The sequence below is a fragment of the Cupriavidus sp. BIC8F genome (assembly GCF_032465815.1).
Taxonomy (GTDB): domain Bacteria; phylum Pseudomonadota; class Gammaproteobacteria; order Burkholderiales; family Burkholderiaceae; genus Cupriavidus; species Cupriavidus necator.
Genome location: NZ_CP136094.1, coordinates 2,996,218 through 3,020,239 on the forward strand (window position 1 = coordinate 2,996,218; position 24,022 = coordinate 3,020,239).

General features: G+C 68.1%; 18 protein-coding genes and 1 pseudogene. 8 read left to right on the forward strand and 11 right to left on the reverse strand.

The genetic code is table 11. The features are described from left to right. Positions 1-5: 5 nt before the first annotated feature. The 8 genes from RS901_RS13975 to RS901_RS14010 are packed head-to-tail and all read right to left on the reverse strand — an operon-like array spanning position 6 to position 9,440. The gene (locus RS901_RS13975) at positions 6-1,316 is read right to left on the reverse strand and encodes an acyl-CoA thioesterase/bile acid-CoA:amino acid N-acyltransferase family protein (protein ID WP_316149365.1); all 1,311 of its coding nucleotides are present in this window, start codon (positions 1,314-1,316) and stop codon (positions 6-8) included. Positions 1,317-1,327: 11 nt separating this feature from the next. Beyond that, complete coding sequence (locus tag RS901_RS13980) at positions 1,328-2,908, reverse strand: ABC transporter substrate-binding protein (protein ID WP_316149366.1); 1,581 nt, start codon at positions 2,906-2,908, stop codon at positions 1,328-1,330. A gap of 52 nt (positions 2,909-2,960) precedes the next feature. Then, positions 2,961-4,028: an oligopeptide/dipeptide ABC transporter ATP-binding protein gene (locus RS901_RS13985; RefSeq protein ID WP_316149367.1), complete on the reverse strand. Its 1,068-nt coding sequence runs from the start codon at positions 4,026-4,028 to the stop codon at positions 2,961-2,963. Further along, entirely contained in the window at positions 4,025-5,035 is a 1,011-nt protein-coding gene (locus RS901_RS13990; RefSeq protein ID WP_316149368.1) for an ABC transporter ATP-binding protein, read from the reverse strand. The genes RS901_RS13985 and RS901_RS13990 overlap by 4 nt, the downstream gene beginning before the upstream one ends. After that, entirely contained in the window at positions 5,032-5,988 is a 957-nt protein-coding gene (locus RS901_RS13995; RefSeq protein WP_316149369.1) for an ABC transporter permease, read from the reverse strand. The genes RS901_RS13990 and RS901_RS13995 overlap by 4 nt, the downstream gene beginning before the upstream one ends. Beyond that, on the reverse strand, positions 5,985-6,992 hold the full coding sequence (locus RS901_RS14000; RefSeq protein ID WP_316149371.1) for an ABC transporter permease: 1,008 nt from the start codon (positions 6,990-6,992) through the stop codon (positions 5,985-5,987). Before RS901_RS14000 ends, RS901_RS13995 begins: the two co-directional genes overlap by 4 nt. Further along, the gene (locus RS901_RS14005) at positions 6,989-8,437 is read right to left on the reverse strand and encodes an NAD(P)/FAD-dependent oxidoreductase (protein ID WP_316149372.1); all 1,449 of its coding nucleotides are present in this window, start codon (positions 8,435-8,437) and stop codon (positions 6,989-6,991) included. Before RS901_RS14005 ends, RS901_RS14000 begins: the two co-directional genes overlap by 4 nt. After that, positions 8,430-9,440: a LysR family transcriptional regulator gene (locus RS901_RS14010; RefSeq protein WP_316149373.1), complete on the reverse strand. Its 1,011-nt coding sequence runs from the start codon at positions 9,438-9,440 to the stop codon at positions 8,430-8,432. The genes RS901_RS14005 and RS901_RS14010 overlap by 8 nt, the downstream gene beginning before the upstream one ends. Positions 9,441-9,654: 214 nt before the next feature. Here RS901_RS14010 and RS901_RS14015 point away from each other — a divergent pair, with 214 nt between their 5' ends. Then, on the forward strand, positions 9,655-11,136 hold the full coding sequence (locus RS901_RS14015) for a glycine betaine ABC transporter substrate-binding protein (protein ID WP_410054115.1): 1,482 nt from the start codon (positions 9,655-9,657) through the stop codon (positions 11,134-11,136). Here the strand turns inward: RS901_RS14015 and RS901_RS14020 are convergent. Continuing rightward, positions 11,133-12,551, reverse strand: coding sequence for a PLP-dependent aminotransferase family protein (locus tag RS901_RS14020; RefSeq protein ID WP_316149374.1), 1,419 nt, complete (start codon positions 12,549-12,551; stop codon positions 11,133-11,135). The two genes, RS901_RS14015 and RS901_RS14020, sit on opposite strands and share 4 nt — an antisense overlap. A gap of 151 nt (positions 12,552-12,702) precedes the next feature. Between RS901_RS14020 and RS901_RS14025 the strand changes: the two genes are divergently transcribed. From RS901_RS14025 to RS901_RS14035, 3 genes are read left to right on the forward strand one after another with little or no spacing between them, the layout of a single operon-like run. Further along, complete coding sequence (locus RS901_RS14025) at positions 12,703-12,888, forward strand: DUF2970 domain-containing protein (protein WP_010811552.1); 186 nt, start codon at positions 12,703-12,705, stop codon at positions 12,886-12,888. A gap of 15 nt (positions 12,889-12,903) precedes the next feature. Continuing rightward, the gene (locus RS901_RS14030) at positions 12,904-14,238 is read left to right on the forward strand and encodes a cytochrome c (protein WP_316149379.1); all 1,335 of its coding nucleotides are present in this window, start codon (positions 12,904-12,906) and stop codon (positions 14,236-14,238) included. A gap of 7 nt (positions 14,239-14,245) precedes the next feature. After that, a complete protein-coding gene (locus RS901_RS14035) occupies positions 14,246-16,090 on the forward strand; it encodes an FAD/NAD(P)-binding protein (protein ID WP_316149380.1) in 1,845 nt (614 codons plus the stop codon). A 7-nt stretch (positions 16,091-16,097) separates the two neighbouring features. On the opposite strand, the gene RS901_RS14040 is transcribed toward RS901_RS14035, so the two are convergent. Both RS901_RS14040 and RS901_RS14045 read right to left on the reverse strand, forming a co-directional pair. Continuing rightward, on the reverse strand, positions 16,098-17,096 hold the full coding sequence (locus RS901_RS14040) for an acyltransferase (protein ID WP_410054116.1): 999 nt from the start codon (positions 17,094-17,096) through the stop codon (positions 16,098-16,100). A 135-nt stretch (positions 17,097-17,231) separates the two neighbouring features. Then, the gene (locus RS901_RS14045; RefSeq protein WP_316149381.1) at positions 17,232-18,188 is read right to left on the reverse strand and encodes a transporter; all 957 of its coding nucleotides are present in this window, start codon (positions 18,186-18,188) and stop codon (positions 17,232-17,234) included. A 323-nt stretch (positions 18,189-18,511) separates the two neighbouring features. Between RS901_RS14045 and RS901_RS14050 the strand changes: the two are divergent. The 4 genes and pseudogenes from RS901_RS14050 to RS901_RS14065 all read left to right on the forward strand — a co-directional run bounded on the left by RS901_RS14050 (position 18,512) and on the right by RS901_RS14065 (position 23,894). After that, positions 18,512-19,388, forward strand: a pseudogene (locus RS901_RS14050) (BamA/TamA family outer membrane protein). Positions 19,389-19,734: 346 nt separating this feature from the next. Then, on the forward strand, positions 19,735-20,958 hold the full coding sequence (locus RS901_RS14055; RefSeq protein ID WP_316149382.1) for a formylglycine-generating enzyme family protein: 1,224 nt from the start codon (positions 19,735-19,737) through the stop codon (positions 20,956-20,958). 53 nt (positions 20,959-21,011) lie between these two features. Beyond that, entirely contained in the window at positions 21,012-22,106 is a 1,095-nt protein-coding gene (locus RS901_RS14060) for an HAD family hydrolase (protein ID WP_316149383.1), read from the forward strand. Positions 22,107-22,196: 90 nt separating this feature from the next. Beyond that, on the forward strand, positions 22,197-23,894 hold the full coding sequence (locus RS901_RS14065; protein WP_410054174.1) for an arylsulfatase: 1,698 nt from the start codon (positions 22,197-22,199) through the stop codon (positions 23,892-23,894). The last annotated feature ends 128 nt before the right edge of the window (positions 23,895-24,022 follow it).

The following is a 24,022-nucleotide window of genomic DNA, read 5'->3' on the forward strand; positions in this document are numbered from 1 at the left end:
AGCCGTCAGTTGCCGGCGGCTTGCTTGCGCGCGGCCACCGCCTGCGCGAGGAATGCGCGGACCCCGCGCCAGGATGCCTCGTCGGCACCGGCATTGGCCTCGGGCGTGCCGCCTGTAGTGCTGATGCGGCGCGATACCGGATGCGCGTAGACCGCTTGCGTGGTGGGCACGTAGGGAAACAGGATGGCATGGCCGGCGTGCTCGAAGTCGAGGTGCTCGACCGGATACGGATGGCCGGTCTCGGCCAGCTTGTCGGCGACCATGCGTGAATACAGGCTGGACGGCCACGAGCCGTCGTCGGTGCCGGACAGCAGCATCACCGGCCCGCGGATGTGCTCCACCCGGATGCGGGCGCGCGCCACGGCCTCGGCATTCTTCAGCGCGGTCAGGATGGCGCGCTCGTGCCGGTGCGGCGCCGGGCCTTCGTCGAACGGGGCCCAGCTGGCGTCGGGGTTGTTCTCCCACACATGCGGCAGCGGCTTGCCATGGTGCAGCCAGGCCGCGCCCTCGCGGCCGATGGCCGGGTCGGCGGCATTCTGCGCGCTATGCACCACCGCGCCCGGCACGTAGCCGACTACCGCCGACACCAGATCGGGAAAGGTCGCACCCAGCAGCAGTACCAGCTCCCCGCCGCGCGACTGGCCGGACAGGGCGACAAAGCCATGCGCCGGGCGCAGCTCGCGATGCATCCATTGCAGGCCGCGCTCGAAGTATTCCAGCGGCGTGTTGGAAATGTAGTCCGACAGGCCCGGCGCCTTGAAGTAGCCCAGCGCCAGTGCGGCATAGCCATGCGAGGCATAGAGCGCGGCGCGCGCTTCGTTGATGCCGCCGCCGGACCCGTTGAGCACCATCACCGCCGGGTGCGGGCCGGCGCCAGACGGGCGGTACAGCGTGCCGACCAGCCCGTTCACGCGGATTTCCTCGCGCACCACGCCCGGTGCGGCGAGGCGCTGCACCAGCTCGCTGCGAGCCTCGCCGCCGGCGGCCGTGACGGTAATCTCGGTCACCAGCGGCCGGGTGGCGTCGGTGTGGAACAGCTCGCGGCTGTCCGATGCCACCGGCCGCTGCGCCCACAGCAGGCCCATGGGCGCCACGCCGTCGTAGCTGCCGCGCACGGGCGCATCGCGCTGCAGGTCCACGCTGCCGTCGCCTGCGGCAATGAAATCGGCCTGGCTGGCCCAGGCGACGTCGCGGCCGCGTACGGTGCGCGTGCTGACGGCCACGGTCTCGCCGGGCCGCAGGCCGGTGATGGCGATGCGGCGCGGCACGTCGATGAGCGCATCCGCCGGGGTGATGTCAAGGATTGGGGCGGTCATCACGGCCATGCTCACTTGCCCGTCCGCGTCACCATCATGGCGGCGGTGCGGTCGCTGGTCATCGGCGTTACCTTCAGGCCCTTCTTTGCCGCCCAGATATTCTGGTAGTGGTACAGCGGCACCACGCCGACGTCGTCGGACACCAGCCTGACCGAGCGGCGCAGGATCGTTTCGCGCTTTGCCACGTCGAACTCGGCCGTGGATTCCTCCAGCGCGCGGTCTACGGCCGGGTTGCTGTAGTGGCCCCAGTTGGAGGCGCCCAGGCCCTTCTTGGCGTCCACGGTGGCCAGCACGTTGACCAGCGCATAGCTGGCCTCGCCGGTGCCATTCCCCCAGGCCAGCATGCTGACCGCGTACTCGTTCTTGTTGGCACGGCCGGAGTAGACCGACCAGGGCACCACTTCCACCTGGGTCTTCACGCCCGCGCGGGTCCAGAACTGCGCCACGGCCTGCGCCGTCTCCGGGCCCTGCGGGTAGCGGTCGTTGGGGGCATGGATGGTCAGCCTGAAGCCGTCGGGAAAGCCGGCCTCGGCCAGCAGTTTTTTGGCCTGGGCGGGGTCATAGGCGATGTCCTTGACCTCGGGGTTGTAGCCAAAAGTGCCCTTGGGCATCCACTGGTTGGCCACGGTGGCGGTGTTCTGCAGGATACGGCCCACCACGGCCTCGCGGTTGATGGCCAGCGACAGCGCCCGGCGCACGCGCACGTCAAGCAGCGGATTCTTGTCCAGCGGCTTGCCGGCGTTGTCGGTGATGTAGGGGTTGGGGCCAGGCTTGAAGCTCGGCTGCAGCAGCATCACGCGCAGGCCGTTGTACGGGAACACACTGACGGTGGGCGATTGCTTGAGCTTGGCGAGGTCGGATACCGAGACCTTGTCGATCACGTCCACGTCGCCGGACAGCAGTGCTGCCGTGCGCGCCGGGCCGTTGTTGATGTAGCGGTAGTTGACCTGTTGCCAGATCGCCTTGGCGCCCCAGTAGCCATCATTGCGCGCCATGATCACACGGTCGCCCGGGGTGTAGGAGATGAACTTGTACGGGCCGGTGCCCACCACCGCGCGGCCTGCGTTGTAATCGTCGGTATTGGCCTTGTCGCCCACGTGCTTGCTGACGATATGCACCGAGGCCAGGTTCAGGGGCAGGTCGGGGTTGGCGATGTTGGTCTTGACCAGCAGCGTGTACGGGTCCTTGGCGGTGGCTGATTCGATGGTGCGCAGGTAGCCCGAGAACGAGGCCACGCTACCCGGCACGTTGCGTGCGCGCTGGTAGGAGAAGATCACGTCCTCGGCGGTGAAGGGCTTGCCGTCCTGCCACTTGACGTCGCGGCGCAGCTTGAACTCCCAGGTCTTGTCGTCCAGCGCCTTCCACGACAGCGCCAGCCCCGGCTGCAGCTTGTTGTCCTTGTTTTCGATCAGCAGGTCCCAGAAGTGCAGGTCCACCGAGCGGTCGCCGGCGTGGTTGTTCAGCTGGGGGTCCAGCGACGACAACGGGTCGGCAAAGCCGATTGTCAGCGACTGCGCGGAGGCCACCGTCGCGGCGGCACAAAGCACGGCGGCCACGGTGGCACGCAAGGAGAAGGACGGCGAGCGATTCATGGGGCGATTCCTCGGGGCGGTTTCTGGAATGAAAGGGGCGATACGGTGAGCGTCAAGCTTCGTTGAGATGGCAGGCGCTCAGATGGTTGACGGCGATGCCGCGCAACCTGGGCGGCTCCACCGCGCAGCGCGCCATGGCATGCGGGCAGCGCGGGTGGAAGTGGCAGCCGGCCGGCGGTGCCAGCGGGCTGGGGATCTCGCCGCGGATGGCGGTGAAGGTCTTGTGACGGGCATCCAGGCGCGGGATTTCGGCCAGCAGCGCCTGCGTGTACGGGTGGTTGGGCCGGCGGAAGATCTCCGTGGTCGGCGCGCTTTCCACCACGCGGCCCAGATACATGATCATGACGCGATCAGAGATATGCTCGACCACGCCCAGGTCGTGGCTGATGAACAGGTAGCTCAGGCCCAGTTGCTCGCGCAGGTCCATGAACAGGTTCAGCACCTGCGCCTGGATCGACACGTCCAGCGCTGCCACGGCCTCGTCGCACACCAGCAGCTCGGGCTGCACCGCCAGCGCGCGCGCAATGCCGATGCGCTGGCGCTGGCCGCCGCTGAACTGGTGGGGGTAGCGCTGGCGCAGGCTCGGGTCCAGTCCGGCGCGCTGGAGCTGCGCGCTGACGTAGTCGTCGAAGCCGGCCGCATCGACCAGCCCTTGCAGGCGCGCGCCCTCGCCGACGATGCGGTCCACGCGCAGGCGCGGGTTCAGGCTGGCGTAGGGATCCTGGAACACCATCTGGATCTTCAGGCGCAGCGCTTGCCGCCCGGCGCGGTCCAGGCTGCCGGGGCTGCGGCCGTCGATGCTGATCTCGCCGGAGGAGGGATCGAGCAGGCCCGCGATCATGCGCCCCAGGGTGGACTTGCCGCAGCCCGATTCGCCCACCAGCCCGAGCACTTCGCCGTGCTTCAGGTCGAGGTCGACGCCGTCCACGGCGTGGGTGACGCGCGCGGGCTCGGACCAGCCCAGGCGCTCCAGCGCCCGGCCGATGCGTCCCGGCTTGCGCTCGCCGAAGCGCTTGGCCAGCGCGCGGGCGGACACCAGCGGCGGCCTGCCGCCTTCTGCTGCCGCCGGTACGGCTTGCGCGTGGCCCGCGTGAGCGGGATGCAGTTCGCTGACGGTCATGCCGGCTCCATGCTGACGGCCAGCTGGCCGGGGTGGAAGCAGCGCACCTGGCGCAGCGGCCCGGGCGAGCTGATGGCGGGCGCTTTGCCACACACAGCGTTGGCGAGCGGGCAGCGCGGGGCAAAGGCGCATCCGGGCGGCAGCGCGACCAGGTCGGGCGTCATGCCGGGAATCTGCCGCAGCCGCTGGCCGCGCTGGTTCAGGCTCGGCAGGCTCGCGATCAGGCCGGCGGTGTAGGGGTGCAGCGGGTGGTCCAGCACGTCGTCCACCGGGCCTTGCTCGACGATGCGGCCGGCGTACATCACCGCGACCTCGTCGGCGAGGCCCGCCACCACGGACAGGTCGTGCGTGATCCAGATCAGCGCAGTGCCGTGCTGGCGCGCCAGTGTCTGCACCTCCGAGAGGATCTGGGCCTGGATGGTGACGTCCAGCGCCGTGGTGGGCTCGTCGGCAATGATCAGGTCGGGCCGGTGCAGCATGGCGATGGCGATGGCCACGCGCTGGCGCATGCCGCCGGAGAGCTGGTGCGGGTAGGCCAGCAGCCGCTCGTCCGGGCTCGGGATGCCCATCATGCCCAGGGTGTCGCGGGCCAGTTCGCGCGCTTGCTTGTGGCTGGCCTTGCTGTGCGCGCGCACCGCCTCGATCATCTGCGCGTCGATCCGCATCACCGGGTTCAGCGTCATCATCGGATCCTGGAAGATCATGGCGATGCGGTTGCCCTGCAGCTGGCGCAACTCGGCCGGGCGCATGCGCGTCAGCTCGCGGCCCTGGAACAGGATTTCGCCGCCGGCGATATGGCCGGGCGGATCCACCAGCCCCATGATCGAGAAGCCGGTGACCGACTTGCCCGAGCCGGATTCGCCCACCAGCCCCAGGATGCGACCGCGCGGCACGGCAAACGAGACATCGTCCACCGCCCGCAGCACGCCGTTGCGGGTGTCGAAATGGGTGCGCAAGTGGCGCACTTCCAGCGTGGGGATATCGGGTGGCGTGGCGGGCGCGCTCATTTCTGCAGCCTCGGGTTGAGGACGTCGCGCAGGCGGTCGCCCACCAGGTTGATGGCCACCACGGTCAGCAGCAGCGCAATGCCCGGGAAAAAGCTGATCCAGTATTCGTCGGACAGCATGAACTGGTAGCCATTGGCGATCAGCAGGCCGAGCGAGGGCTCGGTGACCGGCACGCCCAGGCCGAGAAAGGACAGCGTGGCCTCCAGCGTGATCGCGCGCGCCACCTGCAGCGAGCCGATCACGATCAGCGGCGGCATGCAGTTGGGCAGGATGTGCCCGACCACGATGCGCCAGTGCGCGATACCCTGGCCGCGCGCGGCCTCGACGTATTCGCGCCGGCTCTCCACCAGGGCCTGGGCGCGGGCCGTGCGGGCATAGTAGGCCCACTCCAGGATCACCAGCGTCAGCACCACGTTGCCCACGCCCTTGCCCAGGAAGGCCAGGATCATCATCGCCACCAGGATGGACGGGAACGACAGGAGCAGGTCCACGGTGCGCATGATCAGGCTGTCCACGCGCCCGCCGGCATAGGCCGCGAGCAGCCCCAGCAGCGTGCCGAGCACGCCGGCGAGCGCCGCCGAGCCGACGCCCACCAGCAGGCTGATGCGCAGCCCGTAAATGATGCCGGACAGGATGTCGCGGCCCTGGCCGTCGGTGCCCAGCCAGTAGCTGTAGGTGCCCGCACCGTTGGCGGTGCCGGGCGAAAGGCGCGCGTCCAGCACATCCAGTTGCAGCAGGTCATAGGGATTCTGCGGCGTGAGCCACGGCGCCAGCAGTGCGGTGAGCACCAGCAGCACCAGCACCACCAGCCCGAACACGGCGGTGCGCGAGGCGAGGAAGTCAGCCGCCACGCGGCGCCACGGCGCTTCGCGCCGTAACGCAGGCGCGGCGGGCGCGGCGGGCGGCGCGAAGGCTTCGGCCGGCACTGCGCTGGTCTTGTCGCTGGCGTTCATGCCGCGCCCTCCAGCCGCACGCGCGGATCGAGCAGTTTGTAGAGCACGTCGACGATCAGGTTCAGCGTGACGAACAGGCACACCACGACCACCAGGTAGGAGACGATCACCGGCCGGTCGAGCGCGTTGATGCTGTCCAGGATCAGCTTGCCGGCGCCGGGCCAGGCGAAGATGTTCTCGGTCACCACCGCGAATGCGATGGTGGAGCCGAACTCCAGGCCCAGCACTGTCACCAGCGGGATCATGGTGTTGCGCAGCACGTGGCCGAGCACCACGCGCAGCGGCGACAGGCCCTTGGCGCGCGCGAACCTGACCCAGTCCTGCGGCAATACCTCGCGCACGCCGGCGCGCGTCAGGCGCAGCACCAGCGAGACCTTGAACAAGGACAGGTTGATGGCCGGCAGGATCATGTGGCGCAGCCCGTCGGCGGTCAGCCAGGACCACGGCACGCCCAGCCATTCCGCGGTGGCGCCGCGCCCGCCCGAGGGCAGCCAGCCCAGCCGCACGCTGAAGGCCATGATCAGCATCAGGCCGACCCAGAAGGTGGGCAGCGAGAAGCCGACGATGCTGCCGGTCATCAGCACGCGCGACAGCGGGTGCTCGGGATACAGGCCGGCGAACAGCCCGAGCGGCACGCCCACCAGCACGGCCAGCAGCAGCGCCGCCACCGCCAGCTCCAGCGTGGCCGGCAGGCGCTGCAGGATCAGCTGGATCGCCGGCACGTTATAGACAAAGCTGTTGCCCAGGTTGCCGTGCAGCGCGCCGTTCAGGAAACCGAGGTACTGGCGCCACAGTGGCTGGTCCAGCCCGAGCGCGGCGATGATGCGCGCACGGTCGACCTGGTCCACGTCCTGGCCAATCAGGATGTCGACCGGATTGCCGATGGCATGCAGGCCGGCGAAGACGATCACCGTCATCACCAGCACCACCGCCGCCGCCTGCAGCAGGCGGCGCAGCAGCCAGCGCCAGGGCCAGCGGGTGAGGGCGCCTCTCAGGGTTCTCATGGCGCCGGCGTCCATTCGTCGCCGAACACTTCGGGCTCGGCGTAGGCTTCCAGGTTGGCGTAGTGGATCTCCGCGTCTTCCTGGTACAGCAGCCCGGCGATCCCCTGGCCCAGCCGGCGCGCGCCGTCGCTGATAGCCGGGATGTCGCCCGACACCGTGCCGTGCGACAGCGCAGCCGGATAGCAGAAGCAGTGGATGCGCGACAGCCCGGGGCAGGCGCCGGGCGTCTTCTCGAGGAACTCGAACGCCGGGCCCAGGTCCGGCGAGTCGTCCAGCTCCTGGTCTTCCTGGCCGGGGCGGGGCGTGTAGCGGTCGCGCCAGTAGCGGATTTGCGGGGCGAAGGCGGCGAACTCGGGCCGGGTGTCCAGGGCGATGCGGAAACCGGTCGAGAAGACCAGGAAGTCCAGCTCGAACACGCCCTTGGGCGTGAGCACGCGCAGGCCATCGCCATGCGGCTCGATCGCTTCGATCGGGCAGCCCAGGTGGAAGCGCGCATTGGCATGGCGCGAGACCCGCAGGGTGCTGCCGCGCGGCGGCGGCACCTGCTGCGCGTTGATGTAATGGCGGATGCGCCATTTCCATTCATCGGACAGCATGGGGTGGCCGTGGACCAGGCCGGGATTGCCCGCGCCCTTGCCCTTGTTGATGCGCGGGATGTCGGCGCGGCGGATCAGCATCTCCACGCAGGCGGCGCCGGCTTCCAGCGCGGTCGCGGCGCTGTCCATGGCCGACGCACCCGCGCCGACCACGCCCACGCGCTTGCCGCGCAGCGCGGCGTAGTCCATGTCGTCGGACGAATGGGCCCACAGGTGGCGCGGCAGCTTGCTTGCCACCGGCGGCAGGTAGGCGCCGCCCAGGCCGTCGCGGCCGGTGGCCAGCACTACGCGGCGCGCCAGTACGGTTTGCGGGCCGTCCGGGGTCTGCATCGACAGCGCTACCAGTCCGTCCGGGCGCGGCACGATGGCATCGACCCGGTGGTCGTTGCGGATATCCAGCCCCAGCACCTGGCGGTACCAGCGCAGGTAGTCCATCCACTGCAGCCGCGGGATCTTGTCCAGCGCCTCCCAGGCGGCCGCCCCAAACTGGGCCTCGAACCAGGCGCGGAAAGTCAGCGCCGGCAGGCCCAGCGCGGGGCCGGTCAGTTGCTTGGGCGAACGCAGCGTTTCCATGCGCGCGGTGGTGGCCCACGGGCCTTCAAAGCCGGTCGGGGAACGGTCGAAGGCGCGCACGCGGATGCCGAGATGCGTCAGGGTGGCGCTGGCTGCCAGCCCGGCCATGCCGCCGCCGATGACAGCGACGTCCAGGATTTGCTGGCCGTCCTGGGTGCGCTGGACAGTCCAGCCCTTGGCTGGCAGTTCCAGCCATGACAAGTCCTGGCGCAGGCGCGCTTCCAGCGCGGCGAGGCCGGCGGCGGGGGTAGGGGCGGAGGCGGATAGGTCAGTCATGGCTTGGAAGTCCGGCATCTTGTGTGAGCGTGTCAGCGTCGACGCTGGCATCGCCATAGAGCGACTGCAGCAGCGCGCCGTGTTCGGCGGGCTCGCGCCGCACCAGGTCGGGCAACAGTTCGGCGGCGGCGTCGGCCACGGCCTGCACCAGCCCCAGCACCGCCGTGCTGGCCGGGCGGGCCTGCGGCGTGATCACGCCGAAGAAAAAGGGAATATCGGCATCGATGGCCCGTACGGCGATATCGGTCAGCGGCAGCCCGCGCGCGGTCACGGGTTCCAGCACGGCGATGCCCAGCCCCGCGCGCACCAGCGTGAGCGCGCTGATCGAGGTATTGGTGTCGATCACGCCCGCTTCAGGCACGCCGGCGCCGGCCAGCGCCCGGTCGACGCGGCGGCGCAGCCGGTACGGGTTCTGCATGGTGACGATGCGGCGGCCGCGGCAGTCCCGCAGGGCGATGGCAGGCTGCGCCGCCAGTGGGTCGTCGGCACGCACGGCCGCCACGCAGGCTGACTGGCCGATCCAGTGCACGGTCACACCGCGGTGTTCCAGCGGCAGGCTGTTCAGGCCGATATCGGCAGCGCCGGTCAGGACCGCATGCACCACTTGTTCCGGCGACAGGTTCTGCACCGACACCCGCTCCGGTGCGCACAGCCCGCGTTCGAAGGCCAGCGCCAGCGCCGGCGGCAGCAGGCCTGCTGCCAGCGCCGGGGTCGCGGCAATGCGCAGGGGCCGGCCATCGCCGCGCGCCAGGGCCGCGGCGCGTGTGCGGATCTGCTGCATGCCGGCCAGCGTCTGCTCGACCTCGTCATAGAGCAGGAAACCTTGCTCGGTCGGGCTGACGCGCGGGCCGCTGCGGGTGAACAGGGCAAAGCCCAGCTCGGCCTCCAGCTCCTGGATCAGCCGCGTAATGGCGGGCTGAGAGCGGCCCAGCAGCCGCCCGGCAGCGGTGACGCTGCCGGTGGTGACCACTGCGGCGAAGGCTTCCAATTGCCGGATTTCCATGGGGGGCGCACTTGGAAAGAATGTGTAATCTGGATTCTGACGCCTTCATCATGCAAAAGACAAATACTATTTCTGGATAAGAACATGCGCCAGCTATGATGTAGCGATGCCGGGAGCACACCGGCTCACCATCGGGACAGACGTTTTGGCTTGGATCCGTGGCAATCGGGCGAAAGGGCGAAAAGGGCGCCAGCCGTGGCATGCCCTGGCATGGGTGTTGGTTGCTGCACTCGCGGGTGCCATGCCGGCACGCGCGGCAGATCCGCTGCGCGTGGGTTCCAAGCGCTTCACCGAGTCGTACATCCTTGGCGAGCTGCTGACCCAGGCGGCCGGGCCGCCCGGCGCCGCGCAACATCAACCCGGCCTTGGCAATACCGCGATCGTCTTCGAGGCGCTGAAGGCCGGCAGCATCGACCTCTATCCCGATTACACCGGCACGCTCGCCGCCGAGATCCTGAAACTGCCCCCCGGAGCCGGCCTCGATGCCATCCAGCGGGCGCTGGCGCCGATGGGGCTGGGCGCGGCAATTCCGCTTGGTTTTGAGAACACCTACGCGCTGGCCGTGTCCGATGCCCGCGCTGGCGCACTGCGCCGGCTGAGCGACCTCGCCGCGCAGCCGCAGCTCAGGCTCGGCCTGTCCCACGAGTTCCTGGGGCGCGCCGACGGCTGGCCGGGGCTGGCCAGCCGCTACGGGCTGCCGCAACGCCCGGTCGGCCTGGACCACGGCGTTGCCTACGAGGCCTTGGCCGCGGGGCAGGTCGATGCCATCGACATCTATTCCACCGACGCCAAGATCCGCAAGTACAAGCTGCACGTGCTGGAGGACGACCGGCATTACTTCCCGCGCTACGACGCGGTGGTGGTCTACCGCCTTGACGTACCGAAGCGCTTCCCGCAGGCCTGGCAAGCGTTGGAGCGGCTGGCCGGGCGCGTCAGCGCCGACGACATGATCGCCATGAATGCGGCGGCGGAGATCGATGGCCAGTCATTCGACGCGATCGCGCGCGCGTTCCTGGCCGGCACTGCAGGGCAAAAGGCAACGCGTGACGGTGCCGAACCGCGCGGCCGGCTGGCTGCCGCGCTGTTCGGGCCCGACACCACGCGCCTGGCGCGGCGCCATGTCGGCCTGGTGGCGGGCGCGGTCGGTGCCGCCACGCTGGTCGGGGTGCCCCTGGGGATGCTGGCTGCGCGGCGGCGCCGCACCGGACAGGCTGTGCTGGGCGTGGTCAATGTGCTGCAGACGGTGCCGTCGCTGGCGCTGCTGGCGATGCTGATCCCGCTGCTGGGCCGCATCGGCGTCTGGCCGGCCATGGTGGCGCTGTTTCTCTATGCCTTGCTGCCGATCGTGCGCAATACCGCGACCGGGCTGGAGCAGGTGCCGCAGGGCATGCGCGATGCGGGGCGGGCGCTCGGGCTGCGCGGCGGCCAGGTGCTGCGCTACGTGGAGCTGCCGCTGGCCTTGCCGGTGCTGCTGGCGGGCATCAAGACCGCGGCCATCATCAGCGTGGGCACGGCGACGATCGCGGCCTTTGTGGGCGCGGGTGGTTTTGGCGAGCGCATTGCCACCGGGCTGGCGCTCAACGACACGGCGCTGCTGCTGGCCGGCGCAATCCCGGCGGCCATGCTGGCACTGGTGGTACAGGCAGCGTTCGAGACCCTGGAGTGGGCGCTGCGCCGCCATCGCGATGCGCGCTAGCTGCCTTGCTGCTGCGCGATGAGCCGACCGAGGGTGGCGATGGCGGCCTCGGCCTCATCGCTCCACAGGTGCCCGTAATTGAGCCGGATGCAGTTGCGATACCCCTGCCGCGCGGAGAATATCGGCCCCGGCGCAATGCCGATGCCTGCGTCGAGCGCGGCATGGTGCAGCGCCAGCGCATCGAAGCCGGGCGCAAACTCGACCCACAGGAAATACCCGCCGTCCGGCCGTGACACGCGCACATCTTCCGGGAAGTGCTGGCCGATGGCATCGATCATGCGGCCCTGCTGCATCTCCAGCACATGGCGCAGCTTGCGCAGGTGCTTGTCGTAGCCGCCGTGCTGCAGGTATTCGGCCAGTGCCACCTGCGTGGGCACGCCCGCCGACAGCGTGGTCATCAGCTTGAGCCGCTGGATCGCTTCGCCAAAGCGGCCCGGCGCCACCCAGCCGATGCGGAATCCTGGCGCCAGCGTCTTCGAGAACGAGCTGCAATGCATCACCAGCCCTTGCGTATCGAAGGCCTTGGCCGGCAGCGGGCAGCGGTTGCCGAAGTAGAGCTCGCCATAGACATCGTCCTCGATCAGCGGCACCTGGTGGCGCGCCAGCAAGGCCACCAGCGCCTTCTTCTTGTCCTCCGACATGCTGGCGCCGAGCGGATTCTGGAACTGCGTCATGAACCAGCACGCCTTGACCGGGTGCCGTGACAGCGCGGTGTCGAGCGCGCCCAGGTCGATGCCTTCGGCGGGGTCGACCGGGATCTCCACGGCCTTGAGCCGCAGCCGCTCCAGCGCCTGCAGCGAGGCATAGAAGCCGGGCGATTCGATCGCCACCACGTCGCCCGGCTGCGTCACCGCCATCAGGCACAGGTTGAGCGCCTCGAGCGCGCCGTTGGTGACGATCAGGTCCTCGGCCGGCTGCGGGGCGCCGGCGCCCAGGTAGCGCAGCGCGATCTGGCGGCGCAGCGCGGCATTGCCCGGCGGCAGGTCGTTGACCGAGTACCACGGGTCGAGCGCGCGGCCGGCGCGCGCCAGCGACTTGCCCAGCCGCTCCCACGGGAACAGCTCGGGCGAGGGAAAGGCCGAGCCGAACTGAACCAGCTCGCGGTCACGCGCGGCTTCCAGCACGGCGAAGACCAGCTTGGAGATGTCGACCTGCGTCGACACCTGGCGCGACGGCCGCGCCTGCGGCTGGGGCAGCTCGCGCCGCGCAGGTCCCGCCACGTAGTAGCCGGAGCGCTCGCGCGCCCGCACCAGTCCGCGCTCTTCCAGCCGATAATAGGCCTGGAAGGCGGTCGAGGGGCTGACGCCATACTGGGCCACGGTCTTGCGGATCGACGGCAGGCGCGTGCCCGGCGGCAGGCTGCCGTTGCGGATATCGGCGGCCAGGGTCTCGGCAAGGGCTTCGTAGCGTTTCATGGCGGGTTGGCGGGGGCGGGGCGGTTGAGCGCATTATCTCCCGGGCAGGCAAACTGATACGTAAATTTTCCTGGTATCTGATGCTGTTATGGCTGGTACGGACGGCCCATAATCGGCACTCGTACACAAAGGCGTTGTGCAAGGAGATGCCATGAACCCGTTGAGGCTGTTGCGGACCGTGCTGTGGGGCTTCTTTGGCCTGCGCCAGGGGCAGGAGCACCAGCGTGACCTGGACACCTTGCGCCCGGTGCCGCTGATCCTGACCGGCGTGGCCGTGGCCGCCGGGCTGGTGGTGTGCCTGGTGCTTGCGGCAAACTGGGCGGTGTCGGCTGCCTGACCTGAAACCGCTCTCATGCTCCTCCTGCCCCAAGGACCTGGTATCGCCACAGCCCGTGCGCTGCGCAAGCTGGCCTGCCTGACGCTGGCGGTGCTGCTGCCCTTGGGCATGGCGCTGGCCGCCACCGACACGCAACAGATCGAACGCGGCCGCTACCTGGCGCGCATCGCCAACTGCGCCGCCTGCCATACCAGCGAAGGCGGCAAGCCTTTCGCCGGCGGGCTGCCGATCCGCACGGCGGTCGGCACGATCCATTCGACCAATATCACGCCCGATGCCGGCAGCGGCATCGGCGCCTATACGCTGGCCGAGTTCGACCGCGCCTTGCGGCATGGCGTGGCGCGCGACGGCAAACGGCTCTATCCGGCGATGCCGTATCCCTCATACGCGCGCATGCGCGCCGAGGACGTGGCGGCGCTGTACGCCTACCTGCGTGCCGAGGTGGCGCCGGTCACCCAGCGCAACCCCGCGCCGCAGATGCGTTGGCCGTTCAGCATGCGCAGCCTGCTGGCGGCGTGGAACGTCCTGTTCGTCGATGACAACCCGGTCCGCATCGACCCCGCGCGCGGCGAAGCCTGGAACCGCGGTGCCTACCTGGTGCAGGCGGTGGCGCACTGCGGCGCCTGCCATACGCCGCGCGGAAACCTGTTCGCTGAAAAGGGGCTGGATGAGCGCAGCCGCCATTTCCTGTCCGGAGCAAGCGTGGAGGGCTGGTCCGCCACCAACCTGACCGGCGACCAGGTCAGCGGCCTGGGCGCGTGGTCGCGCGCGGATATCGCCGAGTTCCTGCGCACCGGGCGCAACGGGCACGCGACCTCGTTCGGGCCGATGTCCACGGTGGTCTCCACTGCCACCCAGTACATGAGCGCGCCCGACCTCGATGCTGTCGCCGCCTACCTGAAATCCCTGCCCGGCGCGCGCGGCGAGGACAAGCCGTTCCGGCACGATGCCGCCACCGCGCAGCAACTGCGGCAGGGCCGCTTCGATGTGCCCGGTGCGCGCCAGTACGCGGTGTTCTGCATGCCTTGCCATGGCGCCGACGGCAAGGGCTTTGCCCGCGTGTTCCCCCCGCTGGCTGGCAACCCGACCGTCGCCGATCCCGATCCGGCCTCGCTGGTGAACCTGTTGCTCGACGGCGCCGTGACCGCGCGCGTGGGCACCGCGCCGGCGGATTACCACATGCCCGGCTATGGCTGGACGCTGGACGACCAGGAACTGGCCAATGTGCTGACCTTTATCCGCGGCAGCTGGGGCAACCGCGCCGCGCCGGTGCCGGAAGCCGCCGTGGCGGCACGGCGCAAGGCGCTGGCCGCGCAGCACCCGGCCGCGGCAGGCGACGCATCCCGATGAGCACCCGATGACGATTACGCGCAGAGACTTCCTCAACGGCACCGCCCTGACCATCGCCGCCGGGCTTGCGCCCGTGCAGTTGCTGCACGCGCAGCAGGGTGGGGCAGGCGTGGCGTATCCGCCCGCGCTGACCGGCCTGCGCGGCAACCATCCCGGCACCTACACGCTGGCGCACAGCCTGGCGCGCGAGGGCGCGAAATACCCGGTCGTGCTGGCGCGCGAGGCCTTCGACCTGGTGGTGGTCGGCGGCGGCCTGAGCGGCCTGGCGGCAGCGTGGTTCTACCGGCGCCGTTTCGGCGCCAACCGCCGCATCCTGATTTTGGACAACCACGATGACTTCGGCGGCCATGCCAAGCGCAATGAGTTCACGGTGCGCGGCAAGCGGCTTGTGACCTATGGCGGCAGCGCCGAGATGCCGGCGAGCGCCAGTACTGACGCCGCCGTGCGCGAACTGCTGGCAGGGCTTGGACTCGATGCCGCGCGTCCGCCTGGCACATCGTCCGCGGATCCCTATGCGGCGCTCGGCATGGGCCGCGCCGTGTTCTTCGATGCCGAGCATTTCGGGCGCGACCAGTGGGTGGCGGGTGATCCGTTCGGCGAGCTGATCGATGCCCGCAGCGGGCAGCAGGACGGTGGCCCGGATGCGGCTGCCCTGTCGCGCTTCCTGGACAGCACGCCCTTGCCTGCGGCGGACCGCGCCGCGCTGGCGCGGCTGGCCGCCGGCACCACCGATTACCTGCCGGCGCTGTCCGGTGCCGAGCGCGCGGCAGCGTTGCGCTCCATGCGTTACGCCAGCTTTCTGCGTGACAAGGCCGGCATCGGCCTGGCCGGGCAGCGTTTCCTGCGTAGCCGCAGCAACGATGCCTATGCGCTGGACGCCGATGGGATTTGCGTTGCCGACGCCATCGCCATCGGCCTGCCTGCCGGCGCCAACATGCCCGCGCCGGCAGGCAATGCGCGGCTTGGCAAGTCGCCGGCTTCGCGCCTGTGGTTTCCGGATGGCAATGCATCGCTGGCCCGGCTGCTGGTGCAGAGCCTGATCCCGGGCGCGGCGTCGATCGCCCGGCCGGCCGATGTGGTGTCGGCCGCGTTCGACTACAACCGGCTGGACCGTGACGGGCAGCCGGTGCGCCTGCGCCTGAACAGCACCGCGATCGCGGTCGAGCCCGACGGCAATATCACGCGCGTGACCTACGGGTTCAGCGGCAACCTGCATCGCGCCGAGGCGCGCCACGTGGTGCTGGCCGGCTACAACATGATGATCCCGTACCTGCTGCCGTCGCTGCCGGCGAAGCAGAAAGAGGTGCTGCACAACGAGGCCAAGGCGCCGCTGGTCTACACCAAGGTGGCGCTCGACCACTGGCAGGCGTTCGCCGCGCTGCGCACGCGCCGCATCCACGCGCCGGCCATGGCCTATACCGACCTGTGGCTGGAGCCGCCGGCCGGCAGGCAGCCCTCCGATCCGGCCGTGCTGCACATGCTCTATGTGCCGACCGTGCCTGACAGCGGCATGCTGGCACGCGACCGCTTCCGCGCGGGACGTGCCTTGCTGCTGGGCACGCCCTTTGACACGCTGGAACGCGACATCCGCGCGCAGCTCGACCGCATGCTCGGGCACAAGGGCTTTGCTTCGAAGGACGTGATCCGCGGCATCACCGTCAACCGCTGGGCGCACGGCTACAGCTATATGCCCGACAGCCTGGCGGGTGAGAACGTGGCGCCCGATGCGGAGTGGCCCGGGCTGGCCGGCGTGGGCAATATCAGCATCGCCAACAGCGACAATGCCGGCAGCCCTTCGCTGACCGCGGCGGTGGGACAGGGAAAGCGGGCAGTCGAGCGGCTGCCCGGGTAGCAGGGCTTCAGCCTTCGCGCGGCGGCGTCAGCGCATCGATCTCCGCGTCCTTGGCTTCCCACTGGCGTGCGAGCCAGTTGTGGAATTCCGTGCGAAAGGCCTTGTCGCTGCCATAGTCGGCCTCGCAGAAGGCCGCAGGCACTGGCAACTGCCGCATGCGCACCAGCACCGGGCCCGCGCGCCCGCAGGCCAGGTCCCAGAAGCCTGGCGCCCCTTCCGGGTACACGATGGTGACGTCGATCAGCGAGCGAAACCTGTTGCCCATCGCATTCAGCGCCACCGCCAGTCCGCCGGCCTTGGGCTTGAGCAGATGGCGGTACGGTGAGTCCTGGGCCGCGCGCTTGGCCTCGGTAAAGCGGGTACCTTCGGCGAACACCATGACGGTAGTCGGCACCAGCGAGAACTTCGCGCAGGCGCGCTTGGCCGTTTCCTGGTCCTGGCGCCGCAACGCCGGATTGCGCCGCAGCTGCGCCTTGCCGTGGCGCTTCATGAACGGAAAGTCCAGCGCCCACCACGCCAGCCCGATCACCGGCACATAGATCAGCTGTTGCTTCAGGAAAAACTTCAGCAGCGGGATGCGCCGGTTCAGCGAGCGCTGCAGCACGAAGATATCGGCCCACGACTGGTGGTTGCAGTTGACCAGGTACCAGTCGGCATAGCGCAGTCCCTCATTGCCCTGGATGTCCCACGGCTCGCGCTGGATCCACGCGAACCAGCCGGTGTTGCCGGAGATCCAGGCGGTGGCGATGCCGTTGAGCATCGGATCGATGCGGCGCCTGACGGCGGCAAACGGCAGCACCAGCTTCAGCAGCGCCAGCGGGAACAGTAGCGCGCACCAGAACAGCGTGCTGGCGATCAGCAGCGTCCAGCTGAGCGTGCCGGTCATCCACGCAAAGCGGCCGCGCGGCACCGGAGCCTGATGGCGACGAGACAGAGGTGGCGGGGGCTGGCTGGTTGAGGCATTGGTGCCGGTGGCACCGGTTGAAGGGGAAGGAACTGAGGTCATGGATGCCAGTTTGCAGGCTTGCAGAGGTTGAGGGCTTGCGCGTGATCAACGCAGGCACTATTGCATGCGTACTTCGATTTGCACGAAGCGGCGCATGGGACGCATTCTGCCTTGCCGCCAGGGAACGCGCAGCCCTCAGAACACGACGGTCGCCGTCCCCATGAACGTGTTCGTGCTCTTCAGGCGGTTCTTGCTGGCGACGGTCGGCACCCAGCGCAGACCCAGCGACAGCAGGCTCTTGGCGCCGATCTTGGTGTCGTAGGTGACGATCGGACCCACCGCCCAGTCATGGCCGCGGAAGCCGTTCAGGCGGTCGGCGAGCGGGCCGCTGTCGTCGCCCAACTGCTGCGTCGTGCCCGCGATCAGCCCCAGGCCGGCGCCGTTGGCAAAGCGCTTGAGCAGCATGGTGTCGAGCGTGAACAGTGGTGCGTTCTGGTAATCGGTGGCGTTGTTGCGAGTGTAGAACTGGATCCCGGCCACAGCATCGAACTCAAGCCCGTGTTCGGGAAACAGCTTGGTGTAGGCCACCTGCGGAATGAAGGTCCAGTTGTTCAGGCTGGGGTTGGCCAGTGCGTTGGGATCGTACTTGCCGGTCGGCGCCCACACGTTCAGGCTCAGGGCCACGTGCTCGGTCTTCGAGAAATGGTAGCCCGCGATGATCGGCGCGAAGGTAATGTCGAACAGGTTCGATGCGGTGTCCTGGGTCTTGCCCCCCAGCCCGCCCACGCTGAGGTTGGCGGTCACCTTGGTCCAGACATAGGGCAGCGTGAAGCTGGAGGCAAAGTTCCAGGCGCCGGTGCCGGTGTCCCAGACCTTCATCACTGTCGCCACGGTGAACGCGACCTTGCCGTCCACGCCCAGCGCTGCCTTGCCCGCGATGGGCACGCTGCGGCTGCCGCTGATCGAGCCATCCAGGTAGACCTCGCCGACGTTCACGATGAGCGCGGGTTCCGGCGACACGATCCCCACATTGGGGAGCACGCTGGTGCCGGTCACGGGTCGCCCCAGGGCGCCTTCAGTCGCGTGGGCGCCAGCACAGGCAAAGAGGAAGGGGGCAGCAATGGCCAGCCGGTTTGCGATGGTCTTTGACATATGCAAGGAACATGAAGTGCAAGGCCGTCCAGGCGCTTGCCGGAATGCCGGCCCCTGGCGCATGCCTGCCCGCGCCAGCTGCAGTGAAATCACAAGGTGAGGCAATGCCTCACCCTCATATTATTGCGACATTGCATACTAGCAAAGAGCCCCGCTACTGCCAGCGCGCAAACGGACGAAAATCTTCATCACGGCATCGCAAATACTTACTTCACTAGCCATGAGGGGACTGCGATGATGCAGGCGCCATATTCAATGGCGGGTTTTATCAATTTCATTCGGGGCTGCTGTAGCCATTAAACAGGACCTTTCATAACTTGCTGATGACCCGCTCCCAGGCAAGCCAGCGCATTGCATCGCTGCTCGGCGCACTGGCCTTGTTCTGGTGTGGCGGCGCCTTCGGCCAGGCCGAAGCGCCGGCTGAAAAGAAACCGCTGTCGTTTTTCGGTCCTGAGGACGGCAAGCTGGACATGAGCGACTTCCTGCTCAACACAAGGGCGCGCTGCCGGTGCCGGTCGTTATCCCGGAACCGGCGGTTGGGTACGGTGGCGGGCTGGGGCTGATATTTTTCTCGGAAGCCATGGCGGATGCCGCGGCCAGTGCCAGGGCCAGTGGGAAAGGTCCCGCACCGCCCAACATTACAGCCATCGGCGGTGCGTATGCCGAATCGGCAAGGCCGGGCTGGTGGTGGACTACGACTCGCGCGACAACATCTTCTACCCCAGCCGCGGCAGCTATGCCGAGCTGGAGGCGCAGTTCGCGCGCGGCGGCTTCGGCAGTACGCAGTCATTCAATATGTATAACGCGCGCGGCTTCACCTGGTTGCCGCTGGCGCGCACCGTGATCCTGGGGCTGCGTGCCGATACGCGCTTCTCCACCGGCGACGTGCCGTTCTACGCGCAGCCGTTCGTGGACTTGCGCGGCGTGCAGAAGGGGCGCTACCAGGACCGCAATGCGCTGGCCGCCGAAGTGGAACTGCGCTGGGATGTGACGCCACGCTGGTCGCTGCTGGGTTTCACCGGCGTCGGCAAGGCGTATGGGCGCTGGCATGATTTTTCAGATGCCTCGACCATCTACAGCGTTGGCGCGGGCTTTCGCTACATGCTTGCGCGCAAGCTGGGGGTGTCGATCGGTCTCGATGTGGCCCACAGCAAGGGCCAGAACGCCTCCTATATCCAGGTGGGGAGCGCCTGGCACTGAGTTGCGAGGCCTGCTCCGTGTGCCGGTTGGCTGCCCTGGATCGACACAAGCGAAAACCTGGAGGCCCTGCACGCGTTCCGGTATCCGCCACCGCTGGCGCCGCTGTTCCCGGCGGACTATGGCGTCCTGCATGAGGGCGACAAAGACCAGGCGGAGCCCCTGAAGGTGATCGGGCCAACGGCAGGTATCCAGCGATGACCAGGGCGCCGGCGGCAGGGCGCGAAAGAAAAACTTAATTCACTTGCCCCCCGAAACGGGAAAAAGCTGACTTCTGATCGCTGTAGCCATCTGAGATCATTGTTTGCGCTGGATTAGCATGACTTTTGTATACAAAGAGGCAGGGTGAATGAGCGGACGACGTGAGGGCAGCAATCCCGGCACAGGCGCAGGGCGTTCTGGCTCCGTTGCACTGGCCGCGGGACGGCGAAGCGGGCAGAAGGCGTTGATCGTGGCGCTGCTCGGTCTCGGGCTCGCAGCCGGCCTCGGCGGCAGCTATTGGTATACGAAGGGGCGCACGCCGACCGCGCCGGCGATCGTCGCTGGCGATGGCAAGAACGGCCCGGCAGACATGGTGCGCGTGCCCGGCGGTGAATTCCTGATGGGCAGCGACAGCAAGATGGCCCAGCCCAACGAAAAGCCGGCCCACAAGGTGCGCGTGCACGCGTTCTGGATGGACCAGCACCACGTCACCAACGCGGAATTCCGCAAGTTCGTCGAAGCCACCGGCTACGTGTCCACCGCCGAGCGCGCGCCCGATTGGGAAACCCTGCGGGTTCAGTTGCCACCCGGCACGCCGCGCCCGCCCGACAGCGCCATGGTGGCCGGTGGCATGGTCTTCGTGGGCACGCCGCGGCCGGTGCCGCTGCAGGACTACTCGCGCTGGTGGCGCTATGTGCCCGGTGCTGACTGGCGCCATCCGACCGGTCCCGGCAGCTCGATCGAAGGCAAGGACAACCACCCGGTGGTCCAGGTGTCGTATGAAGACGCGCAGGCCTATGCCAAATGGGTCGGCAAGCGGCTGCCGACGGAGGCGGAATGGGAGTTTGCCGCGCGCGGCGGGCTGGAGCAGGCCACCTATGCCTGGGGCGAGCAGTTCGCCCCCGACGGCAAGCAGATGGCCAATGTCTGGCAAGGCCAGCAGAACCGGCAGTTTCCTGTGGTCAGTCCCAAGGCTGGCGGGGCGCTTGGCACCAGCCCGGTCGGCACTTTTCCGCCCAACGGTTACGGCCTGGCCGACATGACCGGCAATGCCTGGCAGTGGGTGGCGGACTGGTACCGGGCCGACCAGTTCCGGCGCGAGGCCGGCAAGGCGCAGCCAGTCGAAAACCCGGTCGGTCCGATGGCCTCATGGGATCCGGCTGAACCCGGCGTGCCGGTCAACGCGCCCAAGCGCGTCACGCGCGGCGGCTCATTCCTCTGCAATGAAGACTATTGCCTGAGCTACCGACCCAGCGCCCGGCGCGGGACGGATCCGTACAACAGCATGTCCCACCTGGGCTTCCGCCTGGTGATGGATGACAGCCGCTGGGCGGAAGTGCGCAGGCAGCAACCGCTGGCGCTGGCGCGGTAGCGCCGGCACTGTCGCCATTTCCTGGCTGTCGGACAGACTGGAGGATGTGCTCGATGGACGTTTCTACCATCGCCTGGCATCAGCGGCAGCGTTCGCCCCGAACCGCCCTGGCCGTCATCTGCCTGGCCCTGGCCTTTGCCGGGGCGGGCCTGCCGGGCTGCACGACGGCGCCGCCAGCCAGCACGGCGGCGCAGCCGTCCTACGCCCCTGCGCCGCAGGTAAGCGCCGCCGAGGCGCTCCCGTCCTGGCGCGACGGCGCCAGCAGGCAGGCGCTGCTGAAGTTCATCGGGGATGTCACCCGCCCCGGTTCACCGAATTTTGTACCGCCCGAGCAGCGCGTCGCGGTATTCGACAACGACGGCACGCTGTGGAGCGAACAGCCGCTGTACTTCCAGTTTTTCTTCCTGCTCGACCAGGTCAAGGCCGCGGCGCCACAGCACCCGGAATGGAAGAACAACCCCGCGTTCAAGGCCCTGATGGCCAATGACATGCAGGGCGTGATGCGCAACGAGAAGCAGCTGATGCAGCTGATCGCGGTTGCCAACAGCGGCATGACCGTGGACGAGTACGACCGCGCCATCCGCCACTGGCTGGCGCAGGCAAAGCATCCGAAGCTGCAGCGTCCCTTCACCGAGCTGGTCTACCAGCCGCAGCTCGAGCTGCTGGCCTACCTGCGCGCCAACGGCTTCAAGACCTACATAGTCTCGGGCGGCACCATCGAGTTCATGCGGCCATGGACCGAAAAGGCGTACGGTATCCCGCCCGAGCAAGTGATTGGTTCCACCCAGGCCATCAAGTACACCACCCGTGACGGCAAACCGGCGCTGGTGCGCGATCCCAGGTTGGAATTCATCGATGACGGGCCCGGCAAGCCGGTCGGCATCTACCGGCACATCGGCCGCCACCCCATCCTTGCCGTCGGCAATTCGGACGGCGACCTGCAGATGCTGGAGTACACCACCAGCGGCGAAGGCCCGCGCATGGCGGTGCTGGTCCACCACGATGATGCCGAGCGCGAATTTGCCTATGACCGGCAGTCCAAGGTCGGCAAGCTCGACAAGGCGCTGGACGCGGCCACCGCCAAGGGGTGGACTGTGGTCAGCATGAAGCAGGACTGGGGGCAGATTTACCCGGCGAGCAAGCCGTAATGCAGAGGTGGTCGGTTGTAAGGGTTCGTCAAACGGAGGCAGCACATGAGTCAAGCTAAGGAAGCAGTGAAGAGAGGGGGCGGCCTGGCAATGCTTGCCATTGCCGCCGCCATCCTGACAGTTGCCGGCTGTGGCAAGCAGGAAGAGCCCAAGCAGGCGCAGGCACCGGCTGCAGCGCCGCCGACGGCCGGAGCGCCCGCACCGGCAGCGCCGGCTCCCGCCAGGGAGAGCCCGCCCGTCACCGCTGAAGCGCCTGCCCCTGCGGCGTCTGCCCCGGCAATGCCCGCCAGTGCCAGCTCGGGCAAGAAGCCCAACATCCTGGTCATTTTTGGCGACGATATCGGCCAGACCAATATCAGCGCCTACAGTCAAGGCGTGGTGGGCTACCGCACGCCCAATATCGACCGTATCGCCCGCGAAGGCATGATGTTCACCGACTATTACGGCGAGAACAGCTGCACGGCAGGCCGCTCCACCTTCATCACCGGCGAGGTCGGCCTGCGCACGGGGCTGCTGAAGGTGGGCATTCCGGGCGCGCCGGTTGGTCTGCAAGCGCAGAACGTGACCATCGCGCAGGCACTCAAACCGCTTGGCTATGCGACCGGCCAGTTCGGCAAGAACCACCTCGGCGACCGCAACGAGTACTTGCCCACCGCGCACGGTTTCGACGAGTTCTTCGGCAACCTCTACCACCTGAACGCTGAAGAGGAGCCTGAGCGCCCGTACTACCCGAAGAACGACACCGCCTTCGTCAAGGCGAACTCGCCGCGCGGCGTGATCCATTCCTTCGCCGACGGCAAGGTCGAGGACACCGGACCGCTGAGCCGCAAGCGCATGGAGTCCATCGACGACGAAACCACGGCGGCGGCGATCGGCTTCATGGAAAAGCAGGTGAAGGCCGACAAGCCGTTCTTCGTCTGGATGAACACCACGCGCATGCACCTGTTCACGCACGTGCGGGAGTCGATGCGGGGACAGAGCGGCATGCCCGGCAATGAGTACGCCGACGGCATGATCGAGCACGACGGCGACGTCGGCAAGCTGCTCAAGACCCTCGATGATTTGAAGGTCGCCGACAACACGATCGTCATCTACACCACGGACAATGGCCCGAACCAGTTCACCTGGCCGGATGCCGCCACCACGCCGTTCCGCAGCGAGAAGGACACCAACTGGGAGGGCGCGTTCCGGGTGCCGGCCCTGATCCGCTGGCCGGGACGGATCAAGCCCAATACGGTGTCGAACACGATGATCTCGGGCCTGGACTGGTTCCCGACGCTGCTGGCGGCGGCCGGAGACACCGACATCAAGGACCGGCTGCTCAAGGGCGCCAGCATCGGCGGCAAGACCTTCAAGGTGCACCTGGACGGCTACAACTTTGTCCCCTACCTGACCGGGCAGACCAATACCGGGCCGCGCCAGGACTTCTACTACTTCAACGACGATGGCCTGCTGGTGGCATACCGCTACAACGACTGGAAGGCGGTCTTCTGCGAGCAGCGCCAGCCGGGAGGCTTCCAGGTTTGGGCCAACCCCTTTACATGCCTGCGCGCGCCGAAGATCTTCAATCTGCGCATGGATCCGTATGAACGCGCCGACATCGTCTCGGATCAGTACTATGACTGGACGACGAAAAACGCCTACCTGCTGCAGTACGCTGTCTATCGGGTGGCGCCGTTCCTTCAGACGTTCAAGGACTACCCGCCCTCCCAGCGGCCGGCAAGCTTCAGCATTGACCAGATGACCGAGGCGCTGATGAAATCCCTCGAAAAGCCGCCTGCGAAGTAGTCACCGCAAGGCGACGTCCGGCCAGCCGTTTCCTGTATGGCAGGGGACGGCTGGCTTAGCCACAAAGGATCGCACCATGGCAGAAACGCGTGCCGGCGCCAGTTCCGGCAAGGGGAGGGTGCGGTATG